The organism is Rhodococcus sp. P4_E4, assembly GCF_056401575.1.
In genome coordinates this window covers 78425-94961 of the sequence record NZ_JBFUJB010000004.1, presented here as the reverse complement: position 1 = coordinate 94961, position 16537 = coordinate 78425, and the positions used below count along the sequence as shown (strand labels likewise).

Below are 16537 nucleotides of genomic sequence, written 5' to 3'. Positions count from 1 at the left end.
CGTGTCGGTACCTGAAGCAGGTGTTCCCGCGGTCAGCATTCGTGAAGTCGGGCCACGGGATGGGTTGCAGATCGAAGACCCGGTCTCGCTGGCGGAGAAACTTCGTCTTGTCGAAGCTCTGGCTGCGACAGGTGTTTCGCGCATCGAGGCGACGTCGTTCGTGTCACCGCGTGCGGTGCCGGCACTGGCCGACGCGGAGTTGTTGGCCGCAGAGTTGCACCAGTGGCCAGGCATCGAGTTCTCGGCATTGGTCGCCGGAATCGGTGGAGCGAAACGGGCCGTTGCTGCAGGAATGAAAACCGTCGAATATGTGGTGTCGGCATCGAATAGCCACAGCGAGGCCAATACTCGGTCGACGACGGAGCAAGCGACCGAACGTATCGGAGAGGTCGTCCGGATCGTCCACGAGGCTGGTGGACGGGTGGAGGTCATCGTGGCCACGGCCTGGGACTGTCCGTTCGACGGTCCAACCGATCCGGACCGTGTTCTGCGGATTGCGGAGCAGGCCAAAGAGTTCGGCGCTGATCAGTTCTCGATCGCGGATACCATCGGCACTGCCACACCGGGACGCGTCGGACGGTTGATCGACGCTGTCGGCGAAAGAGTGGGTGACTTCGGCTTGGGTGTGCACTTCCACAACACGCGTGGCGCTGGTCTTGCCAGTGCGTTGGCGGCTGTGCAGCACGGAGTTCGAAACCTGGATGCGTCCACCGGTGGCCTGGGCGGTTGCCCGTTTGCTCCTGGTGCCAGTGGCAATATCGCGACTGAGGAACTGGTCTACATGCTCGAAGACATGGGCATTGCGACAGGTATCGACCTGGATGCGAGCATTCGTGCCGCTGCCGTTGCAGAGGAGATAGTGGGCCATACGGTTCCCAGTAATCTTCTCCGCGCCGGCGATCGGAAGCGATAGGGACCTTTACTCTTCTCGGTTGGGTGATGCCAGCTGCAGTTTGACCAGCTGCTCGTGTGCCGCCGGCGGCCAACCGATGCGCTGTTTCTCCAGATACCATGCACCGGCGGCACATGCGATCGCGAGGACGATCCAGATCGCTACGCTTCCGATCTGAGAGCCCAGGTCGCTCGATGAGGATACTTCGCCCGTGCTGTAGTCGTATTCCGTTGTCGTGGTGATTCCCTCGACTGCGAAGGTCCACAGAATCGGAAGGGCACACAGTGCGGCAAGGGCGCGTGCAACATGTGCTGGACGCAGTTCGAAGATCATTCATTTCTCCTGGTGATCGACGCGGTGAATCTCACTCTCCTCGAAAGCTATTCGGGATAGACGGCGCTGTCTGTAGTCGGATCGACGGACATGGACGAGGCGCCGAGTTCCCTCTGATCTTCCTGCCGTAACAGCTGCATTCCGTTGTGATCGAACTCGATTCGTCGAACGTCTTCAGTGTCGACCAGCATCGTGGCCATAGCGGTGCGCCGAGGTGGAAGGATCCGAATGGTCACTTTGCCTCGCGTGATCGCGGTGAGTTCCCGGACGATGCTCGCGTGGATTCGGTCGCGCACGGCGGGGTCAGCGCCATCCATTCCGTGGTCGTCGAGCAGGACTACCTCGACGCCGCGGTTTCGAGTGGCATGCACAGCATCGATGACATCTGTCTGTTGTAAGCCAGGCGCCCTCAGCGAATCTCGGAGTTGCGCCTCGAGGAGTTCGCATTCTTGCCGCTCGGCGGTTGTCAGCGGAATCCCGGAAGCGACCCGTTCGAGGAGTGGGCGCGCAAGTAGATCGAGCCTGTCGAGTTGCGCGTCGCGTTCCTCGAGAATCGCAGCGCTAGCGGATGCAGAGGCAATTCGTTGGGTGGACTGCTCCCGAAGTTCGTAGATAACCCTGGCTTGAGGACGGATGGTGTACGCGAAGAAGGTCGACATCAGAACAGGGCCCGCGTTGATGACCGTCAACGACACTCCGTACATGGCCCCCTGGCCGGTAGTGGAGGACCAGATGGCGGTCACCAACACCATGAGCCCAAGCCCGAGCCACGCGAGTGCTGTACGCCCACGAACGCACATGAAGGTGAAAACGGCCGTAGACATCCCGAACATCCACAATTGAGTCATGTCGTTGACGGGCACTGGAACCACTGACAACACAAGGCCACTCGTGACGGCGCCAGTCAGAGACACCAGAACGCTCTGCCCCAGCGGCATCGGGTCGCCTCGGCTCAGAACGAGTGTGAAAGCCGCAGTCGAGCACACGATAATTGCCAAGACCATCGGCCAGACTGCGCGGACGTCGGAGGAGGTGTACGCGACCGAGATCACGCAGGTGAGCGCGAAGCATGCAGCCATGAATCGAGCAGCACGGCTGTGCATGCCGAGGAGATCGCGGACATCTCGTCCGTCCGGTCTGGTCATCTCATCACCGCTGCGGGCAAGCTCAGGGTCAGAGTCACCGAAGTGCCGCGGCCGGGTGACGATCGAATGGTTGCCGATCCGCCGTCGAGTTGGCGCATTCTGCCGCGGATGCTGACAGTGATTCCGAGGCGATGCGTCTCGACGGAGCTCGGATCGAAGCCGACGCCGTCGTCCGCGACGACTACTTCGAGGTGGGTGGTGGTTGCCGTGACCGTGACCGAACGCCGTGCACTGCTTCCGGCGTGCTTGACGCTGTTGCGCAGCGCCTCGGCCATCGCACCGGCCATCGCACGAATCGAGTCGGGCGCGTATCCGCTCGGATCGGACCCGACTGACAGGGCGGTCTCGAACGTGATGTTTTCGTCCACTTCCGAAGCGGCTGAACGCAACTGAGCGAGGATTCCGTCGAAGTCGAAACTCGTCTCGTGATCGGTTCCGGAGCGGAGTTCGTCAAGCCTCTCGACAGTCCTTCGTGCCTGAGCGATGACCGAGGGATCGGCATCGTTTCTCGAAGCAGCGAGCAGGGTGGACATCACGGTGTCGTGGATGAGTGCGTCGAATCTCTCGCGTTCGACGGACTTGGCCTCGGCCGCGGCGGCGCCTGCCGCAGCGGCATGAGTGGTGGCGATAGTTGCATCCAGCACTCGACCGGTACGCAAGGCCATGACGGCCGCTGCGACGAATACCGCGCAAAATGTCCAGGCGAAGGCGAGGTCGGGAACAAGCAGGTGCGTCGTGGGACTCGTCCGGATTATGTGATTGGTCAACTGTGCGAGTGTTGCCGCCACGAAAAGGTGCACGACGGCAGCGGCCGGTCGCCAAGCCGCAGCTGCCGCAAGGCTGGCGACGCCGGGGAAATTGGAAATCCACAAGGTGAAATCCGTGACGTGCTCACCATTCCAAGCCGGCCACCACAGGAGGATGACCACGACGTAGAGGAGCGCATTTGCACTCGCGGCTCGTTTCACCCACCGGGTGTCTGCGTGAAACGTCGATGCTCCCAATACCAGTCCACTACCGAAAGTTGCGACCACTGCCAGCGGGGTCCACCAAGACGCGGACATCGCAGTGGCTTCGGCAATGGCAGGGGCGAGCAATATCAGATAGCAGACATAGCCTGCGCCGATGAAACGGCCGAAGAGCCTGAGAATTTCGTCAGAAGCAGTGGCTGTTTTGTCGAAAGCAACTTTGTCGATCAGAGTTCGTCGATCGTCACTATCTGATCTTGTATCGCTCGCACGAGTAGTTCGCATTTCGTCGGTGCGTTCCTTCCAACGTCGGCATACTTCTCGCGAATCCGGGACAGGTGGGTTCCCACCGTTCCCACGCTTATGTAGAGGTTTTGAGCGACGCGTGATTTCGAATCACTCAGTAGCCATTCCCTGAGAACCTCGACTTCGCGCTCCGAAAGGTGCGGTCCGACAGGGTCTTGTGTCATGCAGTTTTCCACAGTGACGGTCATGAGTTTCGTCTTTCTTTCGTCTAGCGGAATGACAGACTCCCCGACAGCGCCGTCTTCTTACCAGGTGAATGTAAGTCGAAGTTGGCCATTTTTCCCAGACATCAATTCCTCTGCCCATATTTCCAGGGGCAGCCTCAGCGAAATCAATCGTTACCGAACTTTTTCATTACTGAAGGTCATTGTTAGTCAAGGTCAGATTTCTACCGAGATTCCTGCGTTCCGGAATCGGTAACACCCCGTCCTCGACCGCGCGTTTGTACAGATCTGTCTTTGTGGGGGCCGGCCGTCCGGCAGCCGCATATTTCTGCCTGATGCGTTGGAGGTAATCGTTGACCGTCTGCGGCGCCAAACCGGTGAGTCGCGCAACGCGATCTGCCTTCTCTCCGGATGCGTAAAGTTCGAGGACCTCGAGTTGTCGAGGGCTCAGACCCACCTCGTCGAGACCTGGATCCCCGTCGATTGCGGCAGCCCACTCCGTCGTCACCACCTGCCTTCCCGACGCGGCGGCGCGTATTGCATCAATCACGACGGCAGTCGGTTCGGACTTGCGCACGACGCCCAGTACACCGGCACGGGCAGCCGAGCGAACGAGGAACGGGTTTTCCGCCCCGGTGAAGATCAATGTCTCGAGCCCCGCGGCCCGCAGTTCCTCGACGTTGCTCTTGGGCGATGAACCGTCGGCCAGTCGGAGGTCGAGAATTGCCAGATCCAAGCTGACGTTCTGAGCGAGCATCTCGGACACAGTGGTCGCGATGCACACCAACTCGATATCTGGCTCGTCCTTCAGCATCACGGACAAGCCGATAGCCACCGACTCGTGGTCTTCCACCAGTCCGACACGGCGGTGTGGAAATGCAGTTTGCTCTGGCATAGCGATTGTTTCCCTCCGCTCGATGCGAGGACGTTATCAGGCAGAGCTGACTGATCGGTATGTTACGTATCAAGATTTGAAGTCAGCCTGGACTGTTTTACGTTTCGGCTCTACAGTTGTCTTGTGACCGAGACCACTTCCGATGCGAAAGTAAGCCGTACGCAGGCCGAACGAACTGCCGCGATGCGTGGGCGCCTGCTCGACGCCGCTGTCGAATCGCTTGTCGAACTGGGCTACGCCCGGACCAGCACCCAGGAGATCGCCCGTCGCGCAGGCGTCTCGCGAGGTACGCAACTGCATCATTTTCCGACCAAGGAATCGCTGGTCGTTGCCGCCGTCGAGTATCTGGTCGACAAGCGACTGGAAGAAATCCTCACCGCTGAAGTGGATCGCGGCCGAGGTCTCGAGGTCCTGGCGGACGCGTTCTCCGGGCCGCTGTTCTACGCTGCGCTCGAATTGTGGGTCGCGGCGCGAACCGATCCTGTTCTGCATGCGGCGACGGTGCCCCTCGAACGCAAGGTCAGTGAGGCACTCGAGTTCGGTAGCGCCGAGTTGTTCGGCGATCGATTCGATTCCGAGTCGGTCGAACTCACCATCGAACTCGTCCGCGGTCTTGCAGTCTCAGCCCTTTTCCGTACACCCGAAGCCGACGACGCGCTCAGAGCGCGACTGTTGCCGGCCTGGCAATCCCGAGTGGAGAAGAAGTGAAGCTTCCCGAACATGTCGAAACGCTGATCGTCGGTGCCGGATTCGCCGGTATGGGCTTGGCAGCCAGAATGCTTCGCGACAATCGCGCGGCGGACGTCGTGTTGATCGAGCGCGGAGCTGACATCGGCGGCACTTGGCGCGACAACACCTACCCAGGGTGCGCCTGTGACGTGCCGACGGCGCTGTACTCGTATTCTTTTGCGCCGAGCGCCGATTGGAGTCATACCTTCGCTCGTCAGCCCGAGATCTACGACTATCTGAAGAACGTGGCGGCAGACACCGGCATCGTGGATCGCGTAGTCCTGAACTGCGAACTCGAAGCTGCTGTGTGGGACGAGGATGCGGCGCTGTGGCGTGTTCGGACATCCCGAGGGGCATTGACGGCCAAGACGCTGGTCGCTGCGACCGGGGCGTTGTCGACTCCAAAGATTCCCGACTTTCCCGGTCTCGACCAGTTCTCCGGTACCACTTTCCATTCGGCGACGTGGAACCACGAACACGACCTGCGTGGTGAGCGCGTAGCAGTGATCGGAACGGGAGCGTCGGCAGTCCAGTTCGTTCCCGAAATTGCCGACCCTGCTGCCCATGTCACCGTGTTCCAGAGAACTCCGGCCTGGGTGATTCCGCGAATGGATCGCACCCTGCCTGCGGCGCAGAAGGCCGTCTATTCGCGGATTCCCGCTACGCAGAAAGTTGTTCGCGGAGCGGTTTACGGTTTTCGCGAGTTGCTCGGTGCCGCGATGTCACATGCGACGTGGGTCCTGCCGGCCTTCGAGGCGGCCGCGCGCCTCCATCTGCGCAGACAGGTGAAAGATCCGGAGTTGCGCCGGAAACTGACTCCCGATTTCACGATCGGTTGCAAGCGCATGCTTCTGTCCAACGACTGGTTGCGCACCCTCGACCGCGCGGACGTGAGCCTGGTCGACAGCGGGCTCGTCTCGGTCACCGAGGGCGGGGTGGTCGACGGGCACGGAGTCGAGCACAAGGTCGACACCATCATCTTCGCCACGGGGTTCACGCCGACGGAACCGCCTGTGGCGCATCTGATCACCGGAAAACGTGGCGAAACGCTGGCCGCGCATTGGAACGGTAGCCCCAATGCCTACAAGGGCACTGCGGTCAGCGGGTTCCCGAATCTGTTCCTCATGTACGGTCCGAACACCAACCTCGGACACAGTTCGATCGTGTACATGCTCGAGTCCCAGGCCGAGTACGTCAACGACGCGTTGAACACCATGAAACGTGAGCGACTGGACGCTCTTGATGTCAACGAGTCGGTACAGGTGCACTACAACAAGGGAATTCAGCACGAGTTGCAGCACACGGTGTGGAACAAGGGCGGATGCTCGAGTTGGTACATCGATCCGGAGGGGCGCAACTCGGTGCAGTGGCCGACGTTCACATTCAAATTCCGTTCGCTGCTGGAGCATTTCGATCGTGAGAACTACTCCGCTCGCAAGATCGAAAGCGTCCAGGCATGACCACGACGCACTACGACGTGGTGGTAATCGGATCGGGATTCGGTGGCAGTGTCGCCGCTCTTCGCCTGACGGAGAAGGGCTACCGTGTCGGGGTGCTCGAAGCCGGTCGACGGTTTGCCGACGACGAGTTGCCCGAAACCAGTTGGCGGATGCGAAAGTACCTGTGGGCGCCGTGGATCGGATGTTATGGGGTTCAGCGTATCCACCTTCTTCCGGACGTACTCGTGATGGCGGGAGCCGGCGTCGGGGGCGGATCGTTGAACTACGCCAACACGTTGTATCAGCCACCCAAGCGGTTCTTCGAAGACCGTCAGTGGGCGCACATCACGGACTGGCACGACGAACTGGCGCCGTACTACGACCAGGCCAAACGGATGTTGGGTGTTCGCACCAATCCGTCCTTCACTCCGGCCGATGCGGTGATGAAAGACGTAGCCGAAGAGATGGGCGTGGGGGAGACCTTCACGTCCACCCCCGTCGGTGTTTTCTTCGGGGAGGCAGGAGTTTCCGTGCCGGACCCGTTCTTCGGCGGAAAAGGGCCCGAACGCACCGGCTGCACCGAATGCGGGGGATGCATGACCGGGTGCCGAGTCGGGGCGAAGAACACGCTGGTCAAGAACTACCTCCATCTCGCCGAGCAAGCGGGCGCCAGGGTTCATCCGCTCACGACCGTCACCGAACTTCGGCCGAGCGCAAGCGGTGGTTATCACCTGCTCGCGAGGCGAACGGACGGCGTCCGCCGGCGAGAAGTTCGGTTCACCGCCGATCAGGTGGTGGTAGCCGCCGGAACCTATGGAACGGCGAGACTGCTGCTCGGGATGAAGGAATCCGGTGCACTGCCTGACCTGTCGGACACTCTGGGCACCGTTGTACGTACCAATTCCGAAGCCGTACTGGCCGCAACGTCGAAGTCGCGTCGACGGAACTTCACGCAGGGCGTAGCGATCACATCGTCCTTTCACCCGGATGATCACACGCACATCGAGCCGGTGCGATACGGCAAGGGCAGCAATGCAATAGGACTTCTGCAGACCGTCCTGAGTGACGGCGGCGGGCGAACTCCCCGGGTGCTGAAGACTCTGGCGGTCGCGGCACGGCACCCAGGTGCGTTCTTCCGGTCCTTGTCGGTACGGAACTGGTCCGAGCGAACCGTCATCGCGCTGGTGATGCAGACCGACGACAACTCCCTCAAGCTTTCCAAGAACACCAAACGATTCGGGCGTTCCCTCACCAGTAGGCCGGGACCGGGTGATCCACCTCCCCATTGGATTCCGCAGGGCCATACAGCTATTCGCAAGGTCGCCGAGAAGATCGACGGCGACCCGGGCGGTTCCATCGCCGAGATCGTGAATATCCCGATGACGGCGCACTTTCTGGGTGGCTGCGCAATCGGTGACAGCGCGGCGAGTGGCGTCGTGGATCCGTATCTCCGTGCTTACGGACATGCCGGCCTGCACGTCATGGACGGTTCGGTGGTGAGCGCGAATCTCGGCGTGAATCCTTCCCTGACCATCACTGCGCAGGCGGAACGAGCGTGCGCGATGTGGCCGAACAAAGGTGCCGCAGACGCCCGCCCGAAGACCGGCGAACCATACGTACGTATCGATCCGACGTTGCCGTCCAACCCGGTGGTGCCGACGCATGCACCAGGTGCTTTGCGGCTTCCCCTGACCGTTCGAGCTGAGAAGGTGTCCGATGTGGAGCGTGCCTGAATCGACAAGTGACCGCGTCGACTGGCCGGTGAGCGATCCGCCGCCGTGGCCTGCTTCCGTTCGCGCAACACTGTGGTGGCACCGCAGTACGCCGGCGGCGCGGGAACTCGGGCCCGACGATCGAACGATTCCGGTGACGGTGGCCATGATGGTGGACTACCTCGATTCGCCGGTCGGCCCGTATCGCGAGATCCTCGCCAGTCCGGTCTTGCATGCGCCAGGGAAACGGATCGGGCCGATGCCGCGGATGGCGGTCCCTTTCATCGCGGTGGATTCGGAACCGTCGGTGCACGGCGGACGGTTCCACTGGCAACTACCCAAGGTCCTGGCCGAGTTCGACGGAGACGTGCAGCAGAAATTCACTGCAACCGGCGACGGATGGCGGGTGCGTTCGGACACGCGGATGCTCGGGCCGCGTCTGCCGATTGCCGGGGCGTTGGGATTTGCGCAGCCGGAATCCGGTGGAGGTCTGGCGATCGCGTCGGCCAGACTGACGGGGTCGTTCCGATATGCGCGCGTGAGCGTCGAGGCAGAGGGGCCGACACTGCCGAACTGGTTGGCATCGGGCACTCATCACGGCGTCGTGATTCTGGGCGGAAAAATGACTACGGGAGCAGCCAAGCACCGATAGCGGGGGGGTTGACCTGCGAAAGAACGAGCAAGGCCGCCCAGTCGGTGATTGGGCGGCCTTGCTCGTGTTGTGTAAAAAGTTAGGTGTCGACGTCCCACAGGCGCCTCTCGGCGGGTGGTCGCTCGCAGCGACAAAAGGGGTGGGGCCCGGGGCTTGTTCGGACGCCGACAGGGTGTTCAACGGTGGTCTCCCCGGATTTGTTCCCGGGGATCGCCAAGTAGTTTCCGACAGGGTGTGCAGCGAATTCCAGCAGGGCCGACGAGTTCAGGCAGGGCCGAGATGGGCGAGTTCCTTTTTCAGTCCCACACACAGATCCGATCCCGCCGGCCCACTCAGAGCTGATCGCAATCGGTTGTAATACGTCCGCGGCGACAGACCGAAAGTGACGAAGATGTCCTCGGCAGTGGCACCGTTCCACGGTCGCCACAGGATTGCGAAGTCGACGAGGTCGTCCGCGTACGATCCACGATTTCGCGAGCGTTTGGCGCGTCGAACCTGGCATTCGTGGGTGTTTGCGACGCTCGTCGCTCCACAGAGCTGAGGTGGCATCTTCGTCACTCGGTTCACGAGAGTCCCCTGAACTGGTCGGGCACTCACATGACCAGGACGCCGCCGTCCACGGGCAGCGCGACGCCGGTGATGTAACGCGCTTCGTCGGAGGCGAGGAATTTGACGGCGTTGGTGACGTCGTCGTTTTCTACCCACGGGATCGGGTAGAGGATCATGTCGCCGGAGGCCTTGGCGAAGTCGTCGCGACCCGGATTGTCGGTGCCGGGAACGAATTGGTTGTACATCGCCTGGTTCTGCACCATCTCGGTGTCGACCTGCGTCGGGTTCACGGTATTGACGCGAATGCGATGCGGAGCGAGTTCCTGGGCGAGGGTCTTCATCAATCCCACGACGCCGTGCTTGGCCGAAACATAGTGTCCGACACCCGTGTACGCGCGCAGACCGGCAACGGAGGCGGTGAGGACGATCGCGCCGCCGGTGCCCTGTTCGATCATGTGGGGGATCGCGGCCTTGACGGTGCGCCACACGCCGCTGAGGTTGACGTCGATCATTTCGCCCCACTTCTCCTCGTCCAATTCGTGCGCGTTCCCGAAGGAGAGGATGCCCGCGTTTGCGATGACGATGTCGACGTGGCCGAAGCGATCGAGCCCGGCTTCGAGGGCCAGCTTGACCGAGTCGAAGTTGCGCACGTCGGCGTGCGAGAAGATGATCTTGCCGCCTGCTTCTTCGACGAGGCGGATTGTTTCCTGGACGTCGTCCTCCGTGGCCAAGGGGTACGGCACGGTGTCGTTGTCCTTGACGGAGTCGAGAGCGATGATGTTCGCGCCCTCCTGCGCCAGCCGCAATGCGTGATTACGCCCTTGCCCGCGAGCAGCACCCGTGATGAATGCGACCTTGCCTTCGAATCGTCCGGTCATGGGGATCCTCCTGTTGCTGAAATTGTTGTGTACGTGGGTGATCGGAGAGCTATTTGACGAGTACGCCTGCGTCGACGGGCAGTGCGACGCCGGTGATGTACCTGGCTTCGTCGGACGCGAGGAAAAGCACGGCATTGCTGACGTCGACGGATTCGACCCACGGGATAGGTAGCGCATTCATCGCTTGCGACAGCGGGGCGAAGTCCTCACGAGTCGGTTCGTCGATGTCGGGACAGAACAACCTGTACATGGCGTCGTTCATGATCATCGGAGTGTCGACCTGGGTGGGGTTCACGGTATTCACGCGGATTCGGTGGGGAGCCAGTTCCTGCGCGAGAGTTTTCATCAATCCGTTGACGCCGTGTTTCGCGGCTGTGTAGTGCGCGATGTTGCCGTATCCCTTGAGCCCCGCCGCCGAACTGGTCAGGATGATTGCGCCCCCGCCCCCTTGTTCGATGAGGTAGGGGATCGCGGCTTTGGCGGTTCGCCACGTGCCGCTGAGATCGATGTCGACGACAGTGCCCCATTGGCTTTCGGTGAGTTCGTGTGTAGGTGAGGGGATGTTGATACCGACGTTGGCGCAGACGATGTCGACATGACCGAACTGGACGACCCCGCGGTCCAGGACACCCTTGACCGCGGTGAAGTCGCGAACATCGGCCACCTCGGCCAGAATTCGCCCGCCGACGGCCTCGACCGACCGGACGGTCTCGGCGAGGTCGGCTTCGCTTGCCAGCGAGTACGGAACACCTCCGATGTCGGAGCAGATGTCGAGCGCGATGATGTCTGCGCCTTCCTCGGCCAAGCGGATCGCATGTGCCCGGCCCTGGCCGCGTGCTGCGCCGGTGACGAACGCGACCTTGCCCGAAACCCTTCCGGTGGTGCGTGCTGTGGTGGTCACTTGATCACTCCGTATCGGCGTCGGTCGATGGTCAGTGCAACTGCGGCAATCACCACGATGCCCTTGATGACGAGTTGTGTGTAGGGGTCGACGGACGTCAGGTCCATTCCGGCGCTCAGCAACACGATCACGAGTGCACCGAGGATCGTGCGATGTGGGCCACCGACGCCACCGGACAGCGCGGTGCCGCCGACAACCACGGCCGCGATGGAATTGAGCAGGCTGGGACCTGCGCCCATCGGGACTCCGGTGCTGGCCTGGCCGGTGAAGATGATTCCGGCGATCGCAGCGACGGCTCCGGCTACGGCGAAGACAGCAAGTTTGGTCCGTCGTACGCGGACACCGACGAGGGCTGCGGCGCGCTCGTTGCCACCGACCGCGTACATGTGGCGACCGAATGACGTACCGAAGGCAAGGACCGTCGCGCCGATGGTCAGCAGGATTGCGATCAGTGCCCCGTTGGGGACGTTGGGAATCATCGACTCGTTCACCAGGCTCTGGAGAAGATTCGAATTGTAGGAAACAGGACCGCCTTTGGAGACGGTATTGGAAATGCCGTCGAGTACGGACATCATTCCCAGCGTCACGAGGAACGACGGCACCTTGAGCATTGTCGTGATCAACCCGTTGACCAGTCCGACAACCGCCCCCGCGACGATCACCATGACTATCGCCAACGGGCCACCGAATTTGTCGATCCATGTGGCGATCAGAATTCCGGCGAGAGTGGCCGTCGCCGCGACCGACAGATCGATACCGCCGATCAGGATGACAAACGTGCCGGCGAGCGCAAGCACGGTCAGGAAAGCCATCTGGTTGAGAATGTTCTGCGCGGACGTCGCAGTGATGAAACTTTCCGTGCGCCACTGGAAATAGATGATCAGTATCAGCACCGCAACCGTCGGAACAACTATGTTGCGGTGCTGATCGAGTCGACTCAGCAGACCGCGCGCGCCTGACGGCGCTGCGGCATCGCTGGCCGGCGATTGCTTCGAGAGTGTCTGGGTCACTGCATTCCTCACATCATGTGCTTGATCACGTCGACTTCGGCGGGCTTGCGCTCTGCAGGGGCCGCCAACTCTGCGCTGATGACCCCGTCCTTCATGACCACGATTCGGTCGGACATTCCGATCACTTCTTCGAGGGATTCGGCGCACAGCAGCACACCGACCCCTGACGCAGCCATCGATCGGACCAAACCGTAGATCTCCTCTCGCGTTCCGACGTCGATTCCACGCGTCGGATCGCTGAGGACCAGCACTTTGCATTCGCGACCTTGCCACCGAGCGAAGATCGCCTTCTGTTGGTTTCCGCCACTGAGTTCCCCGATAGGCGTCGACAACGACGGGGCTTTGACCTGCAGCGCGCGGGCCAACTGCGTCGTCCGCTCCCTTTCGGTCCGTAAACGCAGTAGCCGCGTCCACGGGTGGCGGAGGAGATCGAGGAAGCCGATCGAGATGTTGTTTCTGATGGACGCGCTGCGGAACAGGGAGTCCTGGGCACGCTCCGGTGGGACGTACAGGACTCCGGCTGCCACGGCGGCGGGAACCGACCAGTGCTCGTGCGCAGTACCGTCGACGTGAATCGAACCCGTCGACAACGACTCCGCACCCGCGACTGCTGCAGCCACCGATGCTTTCCCCGAACCGATGACTCCGGCCAATCCGACTACCTCGCCCGGTCGGACAACCAGATCGACCGACTCGAACTCGCCTGCGCTGCTTGCATCTCGGAGTTCGATCAAAGGCTTCGGAGACAACGCTCCGGTCTGTTCTCCTTCTCGGTAGTAGTCGGCGCTACGCTCGCTACCCACCATCAACTCGTGCAGTCGCTCCGCAGTGACGCCGTCGGCGGAGAGGGTTTCGATGGACCTCCCGTCGCGCAGTACGAGGAGCCGTGTGCTGATCCGCAAGACGTCCTGCAGGATGTGGGACACGAAGATGAACGACACCCGATCGCGCCACCCTTCGATCAACGCGAAGAGAATTTCCACCTCGGTCTCGGTCAACGCGCTGGTCGGCTCGTCGAGCAGGATCACCGGAGCTTCGGTGGCGTCGGTGATCCGCGAGAAGGCGCGCGCAATCTCGACCAGTTGCCTTTGTGGGTACGTCAATTCGGCGACGACGGCATCGGCGCGCAACCCCTCGATGCCGAGTGTGTCGAGGAGGGATTGGGCGGCGTCGCGCATTCTCCGACGCCGGCCGGGGCCCCAACCACCTATCTCGCCCTCACGTCCGAGATAAATGTTCTCGTACACGCGCAGTGCATCGACCAACGACTGCTCCTGGACCACCACGGAGATTCCGAGTTCGCGGAGAGTGCGCGAGTCGCCGAGTTCGACGTGAGTTCCGTTTACGTCGAGGCTGCCGGCATCGGGACGTACCGTTCCCGTCAAAACACCGATCAGCGTTGACTTTCCGGCACCGTTCTCGCCGATCAAGCCGAGAACATCACCTCTGCTGACGTCGAGTGAAACGTCCTGGAGGGCGTGAACGGGGCCGTAGCTCTTGCAGACCCCGCGCAAGCTGATGGTTGCTGTGTCGCTCACCTTCGTATGACTCATTCTCAGGCCACGAGTTGATCTTTGTACTGCAGCAACGGGCCCGAGCGGAACGCGGAGGCGTACTCGGTGCGTACTCCGGTGATGTCTGCAGAGTTCCAGGCGCTGTTCAGCGTGTACTGGTCCTGCGATACACCGGCGTAGTACTCCCGCGGGTCGATCGGGTTGAGTACGGTCTGCGGGTCCCAGTCGTCAGGATGCAGGGCCTTGCTCATTTTTGCCCAGTCGAACGGAAGTGTGGGCGCGTACACAGTTTTCAGTACGTCGTCGGCGATCTCCGGAGTCACCAGGAGTGCTCCCTGCGAAAGGAAGCGCTCCGGCAGAGACAGGTCGACGCCGTTGAGCTGATCGAAGATGGTGACACCGAGAATTCCTGCCGTGAGTCCGCCGACCGTTGCACTGGTCAGGTATTGCTTTCCCTGCGCGATGTATTCGACGTTCTGCTTGTTACCGTCGAATCCGACCACGATCTTGCCCGTGATCTTCGCGGCGTCCAGTGCCGCAATGACTCCGGCGGCTTGACTGTCGTTCTGCGCGAAGACTCCGACGAAGTCCGGCACCGAAGGCAGGATGTTCGTGAATGCCTTTCTCGCGTCTTCGGAAGTCCAGTTGCCGGGCGAGGCGGTGACGATCTTGATTCCCGGGTAGTCCTTGGCCGCGGCGTTCAGGCCAGCTGTCCGTTGATCGTCGGAGGACGAACCCTTCTGTCCCGGAACATGAATGATGGTTCCGCTGCCGCCGACCTTGTCGAAAAGAGCCTTGGCGGTTGCGACGGCGATCTTGGTGGAGGGCGGCGTGATGAAACGGACCCACTTGTCCGCGTCGGCCGGTGTGTACCAGGCGGGTGCCGTGTACGAGCTGGCATACAGAATCCCGGCCGCCTGACAGGCTTTCGTGACGGCTGCCGCCTGAGCTTCGGTGGCGGGAGTGCCGAAGATCGACTTGCCGCCCGAAGCGCGGACGTTGCCTACCTGTCCCAGTGCGGTGTTGACGTTGCCCTGATCCTCCACCGAGGACATGCTGACGCCCAACGCGTCCATCGCCTGCTTGCCGCCGTCCGAGAAGGCAACGAAGTAGTCGTTGGAGAGTGTTGTCACCTGGCAGAGGGTCTTTTCCTGGACTTTGCCCGCGCCGGCGCCACCGCCGGCAGCGGTACTGGTGGAACTGCCGCCTGCTCCGCAGGCCACTGCGCCGAGGGCGATGCCTGCTGCGCCCATTGCGGCGAAGAAGGAACGTCGGGTCAGTGGATGAGAGAACGTCGCGTTCCGCGCGACGTCCACGATCTTCGATTCGATCGAAGGCATGATCACATCCTTGGTCTCGCAAGAGTAGGTTCTCGAGAGGTCTTCTCGAGATGTGGGAAAACGGGAGATTTCGCTACTTCGCCAGCAGATGCGTTGTGAACCAACGGGAAGCGTGTTCGGCCGCCACTGCGAGCTTGGACTGGTCGCTGTAGAGCGTCATGTGCGACGTGTGCGGCAGGACGACAAGTTCTTTCTTCGGAGTCGGGATGCTGTTGTAACTCTCGATCTCCAAGTCCCACAACGTGAGGTCGTCACCTTCGGCGACGATCATCATCGACGGTGTGTCGAGGATCCTGGGCACGAAATAGTTGACGTCGTAGTCGAGCAGGAGATCGACGGATTCCATAGTCGAACTGTTTTGGTAGAGAGGAGCTTCGGTGGCTTGAAGAGCTGCGAAGGTCGTCTTCGTCTCGGGGAACGGCCAGGAAGACAGTTCTTCCTCGGGATTCTCACTGGCGTGAGCGATGTGCAGTCGCTGATCCGGATCGTCGAAGCGGAGTCGGCGATCTTCGAGGATCGCGTCCCACAGCTTTCGATAACCCATGGTCCCGTGGATCCGACGCATGTTGCGGAACCCGTCGATCACCGGAATCTGAGACACGATGGCCTTCACCCGAGGATCGGTCGCGGCGAGAATCATTACGTGGCCGCCGGAGTAGGAGATGCCCCAGGCTCCGAGACGGTCGTTGTCGATGCCGGGAGTGCGCTCGAGAAAGCTGAGCGCGTTCTGATAATCACGAATCTGTTGCTTCGGGTCCAGGTGTTGACGGGGTTCACCGTCCGACACGCCCAGGTTGCGGTAGTCGAAGACCAGCGCAGCCATACCGGCCGTTACGAAGGCCTCGGCGTAATAGGGCATGACCAACTCACGGACGTAGCACCAACCGCCTGCCAGTACGACGGCCGGTACGTCTTCGTCGGTGTCGGGTCGGTACAGCCAACCGCGGACGGTGACTCCGTCGCTGGAGAATTCGACATCTTCACGGCGCATTGCGCGACTCCTCATGTAACGAGTGAAAGCTGAATGGAAGTAGGTGCGAAAGAAAACGGACGGTCTTGTCGCCGTGCGTATTACGGCATCGACGCGGTTCGCTCGTGTCAACTGCCCCG

The 16537-nt window shown here is 61.4% G+C and carries 17 protein-coding genes; 5 read left to right on the top strand and 12 right to left on the bottom strand.

Annotated features, from left to right (window positions below; all coding sequences use genetic code 11):
• Position 1 precedes the first annotated feature (1 nt).
• Positions 2-913: a hydroxymethylglutaryl-CoA lyase gene (locus tag AC1DVN_RS06555; protein ID WP_019746578.1), complete on the top strand. Its 912-nt coding sequence runs from the start codon at positions 2-4 to the stop codon at positions 911-913.
• Positions 914-919: 6 nt separating this feature from the next.
• Here AC1DVN_RS06555 and AC1DVN_RS06550 read toward each other — a convergent pair whose 3' ends face one another.
• From AC1DVN_RS06550 to AC1DVN_RS06530, 5 genes are all read right to left on the bottom strand, one after another.
• Complete coding sequence (locus AC1DVN_RS06550) at positions 920-1225, bottom strand: hypothetical protein (RefSeq protein WP_019746579.1); 306 nt, start codon at positions 1223-1225, stop codon at positions 920-922.
• Between the two features lie 47 nt (positions 1226-1272).
• Positions 1273-2370, bottom strand: a complete 1098-nt coding sequence (locus tag AC1DVN_RS06545) for a hypothetical protein (protein ID WP_046377828.1) — start codon at positions 2368-2370, stop codon at positions 1273-1275.
• Positions 2367-3434: a sensor histidine kinase gene (locus tag AC1DVN_RS06540; protein WP_046379749.1), complete on the bottom strand. Its 1068-nt coding sequence runs from the start codon at positions 3432-3434 to the stop codon at positions 2367-2369. Before AC1DVN_RS06540 ends, AC1DVN_RS06545 begins: the two co-directional genes overlap by 4 nt.
• A gap of 131 nt (positions 3435-3565) precedes the next feature.
• Positions 3566-3808 (bottom strand): LuxR C-terminal-related transcriptional regulator, encoded by a 243-nt coding sequence (locus AC1DVN_RS06535; protein ID WP_042950493.1) that lies wholly within the window; start codon positions 3806-3808, stop codon positions 3566-3568.
• A gap of 190 nt (positions 3809-3998) precedes the next feature.
• A complete protein-coding gene (locus tag AC1DVN_RS06530) occupies positions 3999-4703 on the bottom strand; it encodes a response regulator transcription factor (RefSeq protein ID WP_019746583.1) in 705 nt (234 codons plus the stop codon).
• Positions 4704-4886: 183 nt separating this feature from the next.
• On the opposite strand from AC1DVN_RS06530, the gene AC1DVN_RS06525 reads away from it, so the two are divergent.
• From AC1DVN_RS06525 to AC1DVN_RS06510, 4 genes are read left to right on the top strand one after another with little or no spacing between them, the layout of a single operon-like run.
• Complete coding sequence (locus AC1DVN_RS06525; protein WP_020968240.1) at positions 4887-5411, top strand: TetR/AcrR family transcriptional regulator; 525 nt, start codon at positions 4887-4889, stop codon at positions 5409-5411.
• Positions 5408-6892 (top strand): flavin-containing monooxygenase, encoded by a 1485-nt coding sequence (locus AC1DVN_RS06520; protein ID WP_477993628.1) that lies wholly within the window; start codon positions 5408-5410, stop codon positions 6890-6892. The genes AC1DVN_RS06525 and AC1DVN_RS06520 overlap by 4 nt, the downstream gene beginning before the upstream one ends.
• Positions 6889-8604 carry a GMC oxidoreductase gene (locus AC1DVN_RS06515; protein WP_477993627.1) on the top strand — a complete coding sequence of 572 codons (1716 nt, stop codon included), beginning with the start codon at positions 6889-6891 and terminating at the stop codon, positions 8602-8604. The genes AC1DVN_RS06520 and AC1DVN_RS06515 overlap by 4 nt, the downstream gene beginning before the upstream one ends.
• Positions 8588-9235 (top strand): acetoacetate decarboxylase family protein, encoded by a 648-nt coding sequence (locus AC1DVN_RS06510; protein WP_042950474.1) that lies wholly within the window; start codon positions 8588-8590, stop codon positions 9233-9235. Before AC1DVN_RS06515 ends, AC1DVN_RS06510 begins: the two co-directional genes overlap by 17 nt.
• 264 nt (positions 9236-9499) lie before the next feature.
• On the opposite strand, the gene AC1DVN_RS06505 is transcribed toward AC1DVN_RS06510, so the two are convergent.
• The 7 genes from AC1DVN_RS06505 to AC1DVN_RS06475 form a co-directional block, all read right to left on the bottom strand.
• Positions 9500-9802 (bottom strand): hypothetical protein, encoded by a 303-nt coding sequence (locus AC1DVN_RS06505; protein ID WP_042950475.1) that lies wholly within the window; start codon positions 9800-9802, stop codon positions 9500-9502.
• Between the two features lie 26 nt (positions 9803-9828).
• Entirely contained in the window at positions 9829-10662 is an 834-nt protein-coding gene (locus tag AC1DVN_RS06500; protein WP_020905939.1) for a mycofactocin-coupled SDR family oxidoreductase, read from the bottom strand.
• Positions 10663-10711: 49 nt separating this feature from the next.
• Positions 10712-11563, bottom strand: a complete 852-nt coding sequence (locus AC1DVN_RS06495) for a mycofactocin-coupled SDR family oxidoreductase (protein WP_020905940.1) — start codon at positions 11561-11563, stop codon at positions 10712-10714.
• A complete protein-coding gene (locus tag AC1DVN_RS06490; protein ID WP_169801348.1) occupies positions 11560-12573 on the bottom strand; it encodes an ABC transporter permease in 1014 nt (337 codons plus the stop codon). Before AC1DVN_RS06490 ends, AC1DVN_RS06495 begins: the two co-directional genes overlap by 4 nt.
• An 8-nt stretch (positions 12574-12581) precedes the next feature.
• On the bottom strand, positions 12582-14111 hold the full coding sequence (locus tag AC1DVN_RS06485) for a sugar ABC transporter ATP-binding protein (RefSeq protein WP_024488271.1): 1530 nt from the start codon (positions 14109-14111) through the stop codon (positions 12582-12584).
• Between the two features lie 17 nt (positions 14112-14128).
• Positions 14129-15427, bottom strand: a complete 1299-nt coding sequence (locus AC1DVN_RS06480) for a sugar ABC transporter substrate-binding protein (RefSeq protein WP_127159959.1) — start codon at positions 15425-15427, stop codon at positions 14129-14131.
• A gap of 73 nt (positions 15428-15500) precedes the next feature.
• Positions 15501-16418, bottom strand: coding sequence for an alpha/beta hydrolase (locus tag AC1DVN_RS06475; RefSeq protein ID WP_020905944.1), 918 nt, complete (start codon positions 16416-16418; stop codon positions 15501-15503).
• Between the last annotated feature and the right edge of the window lie 119 nt (positions 16419-16537).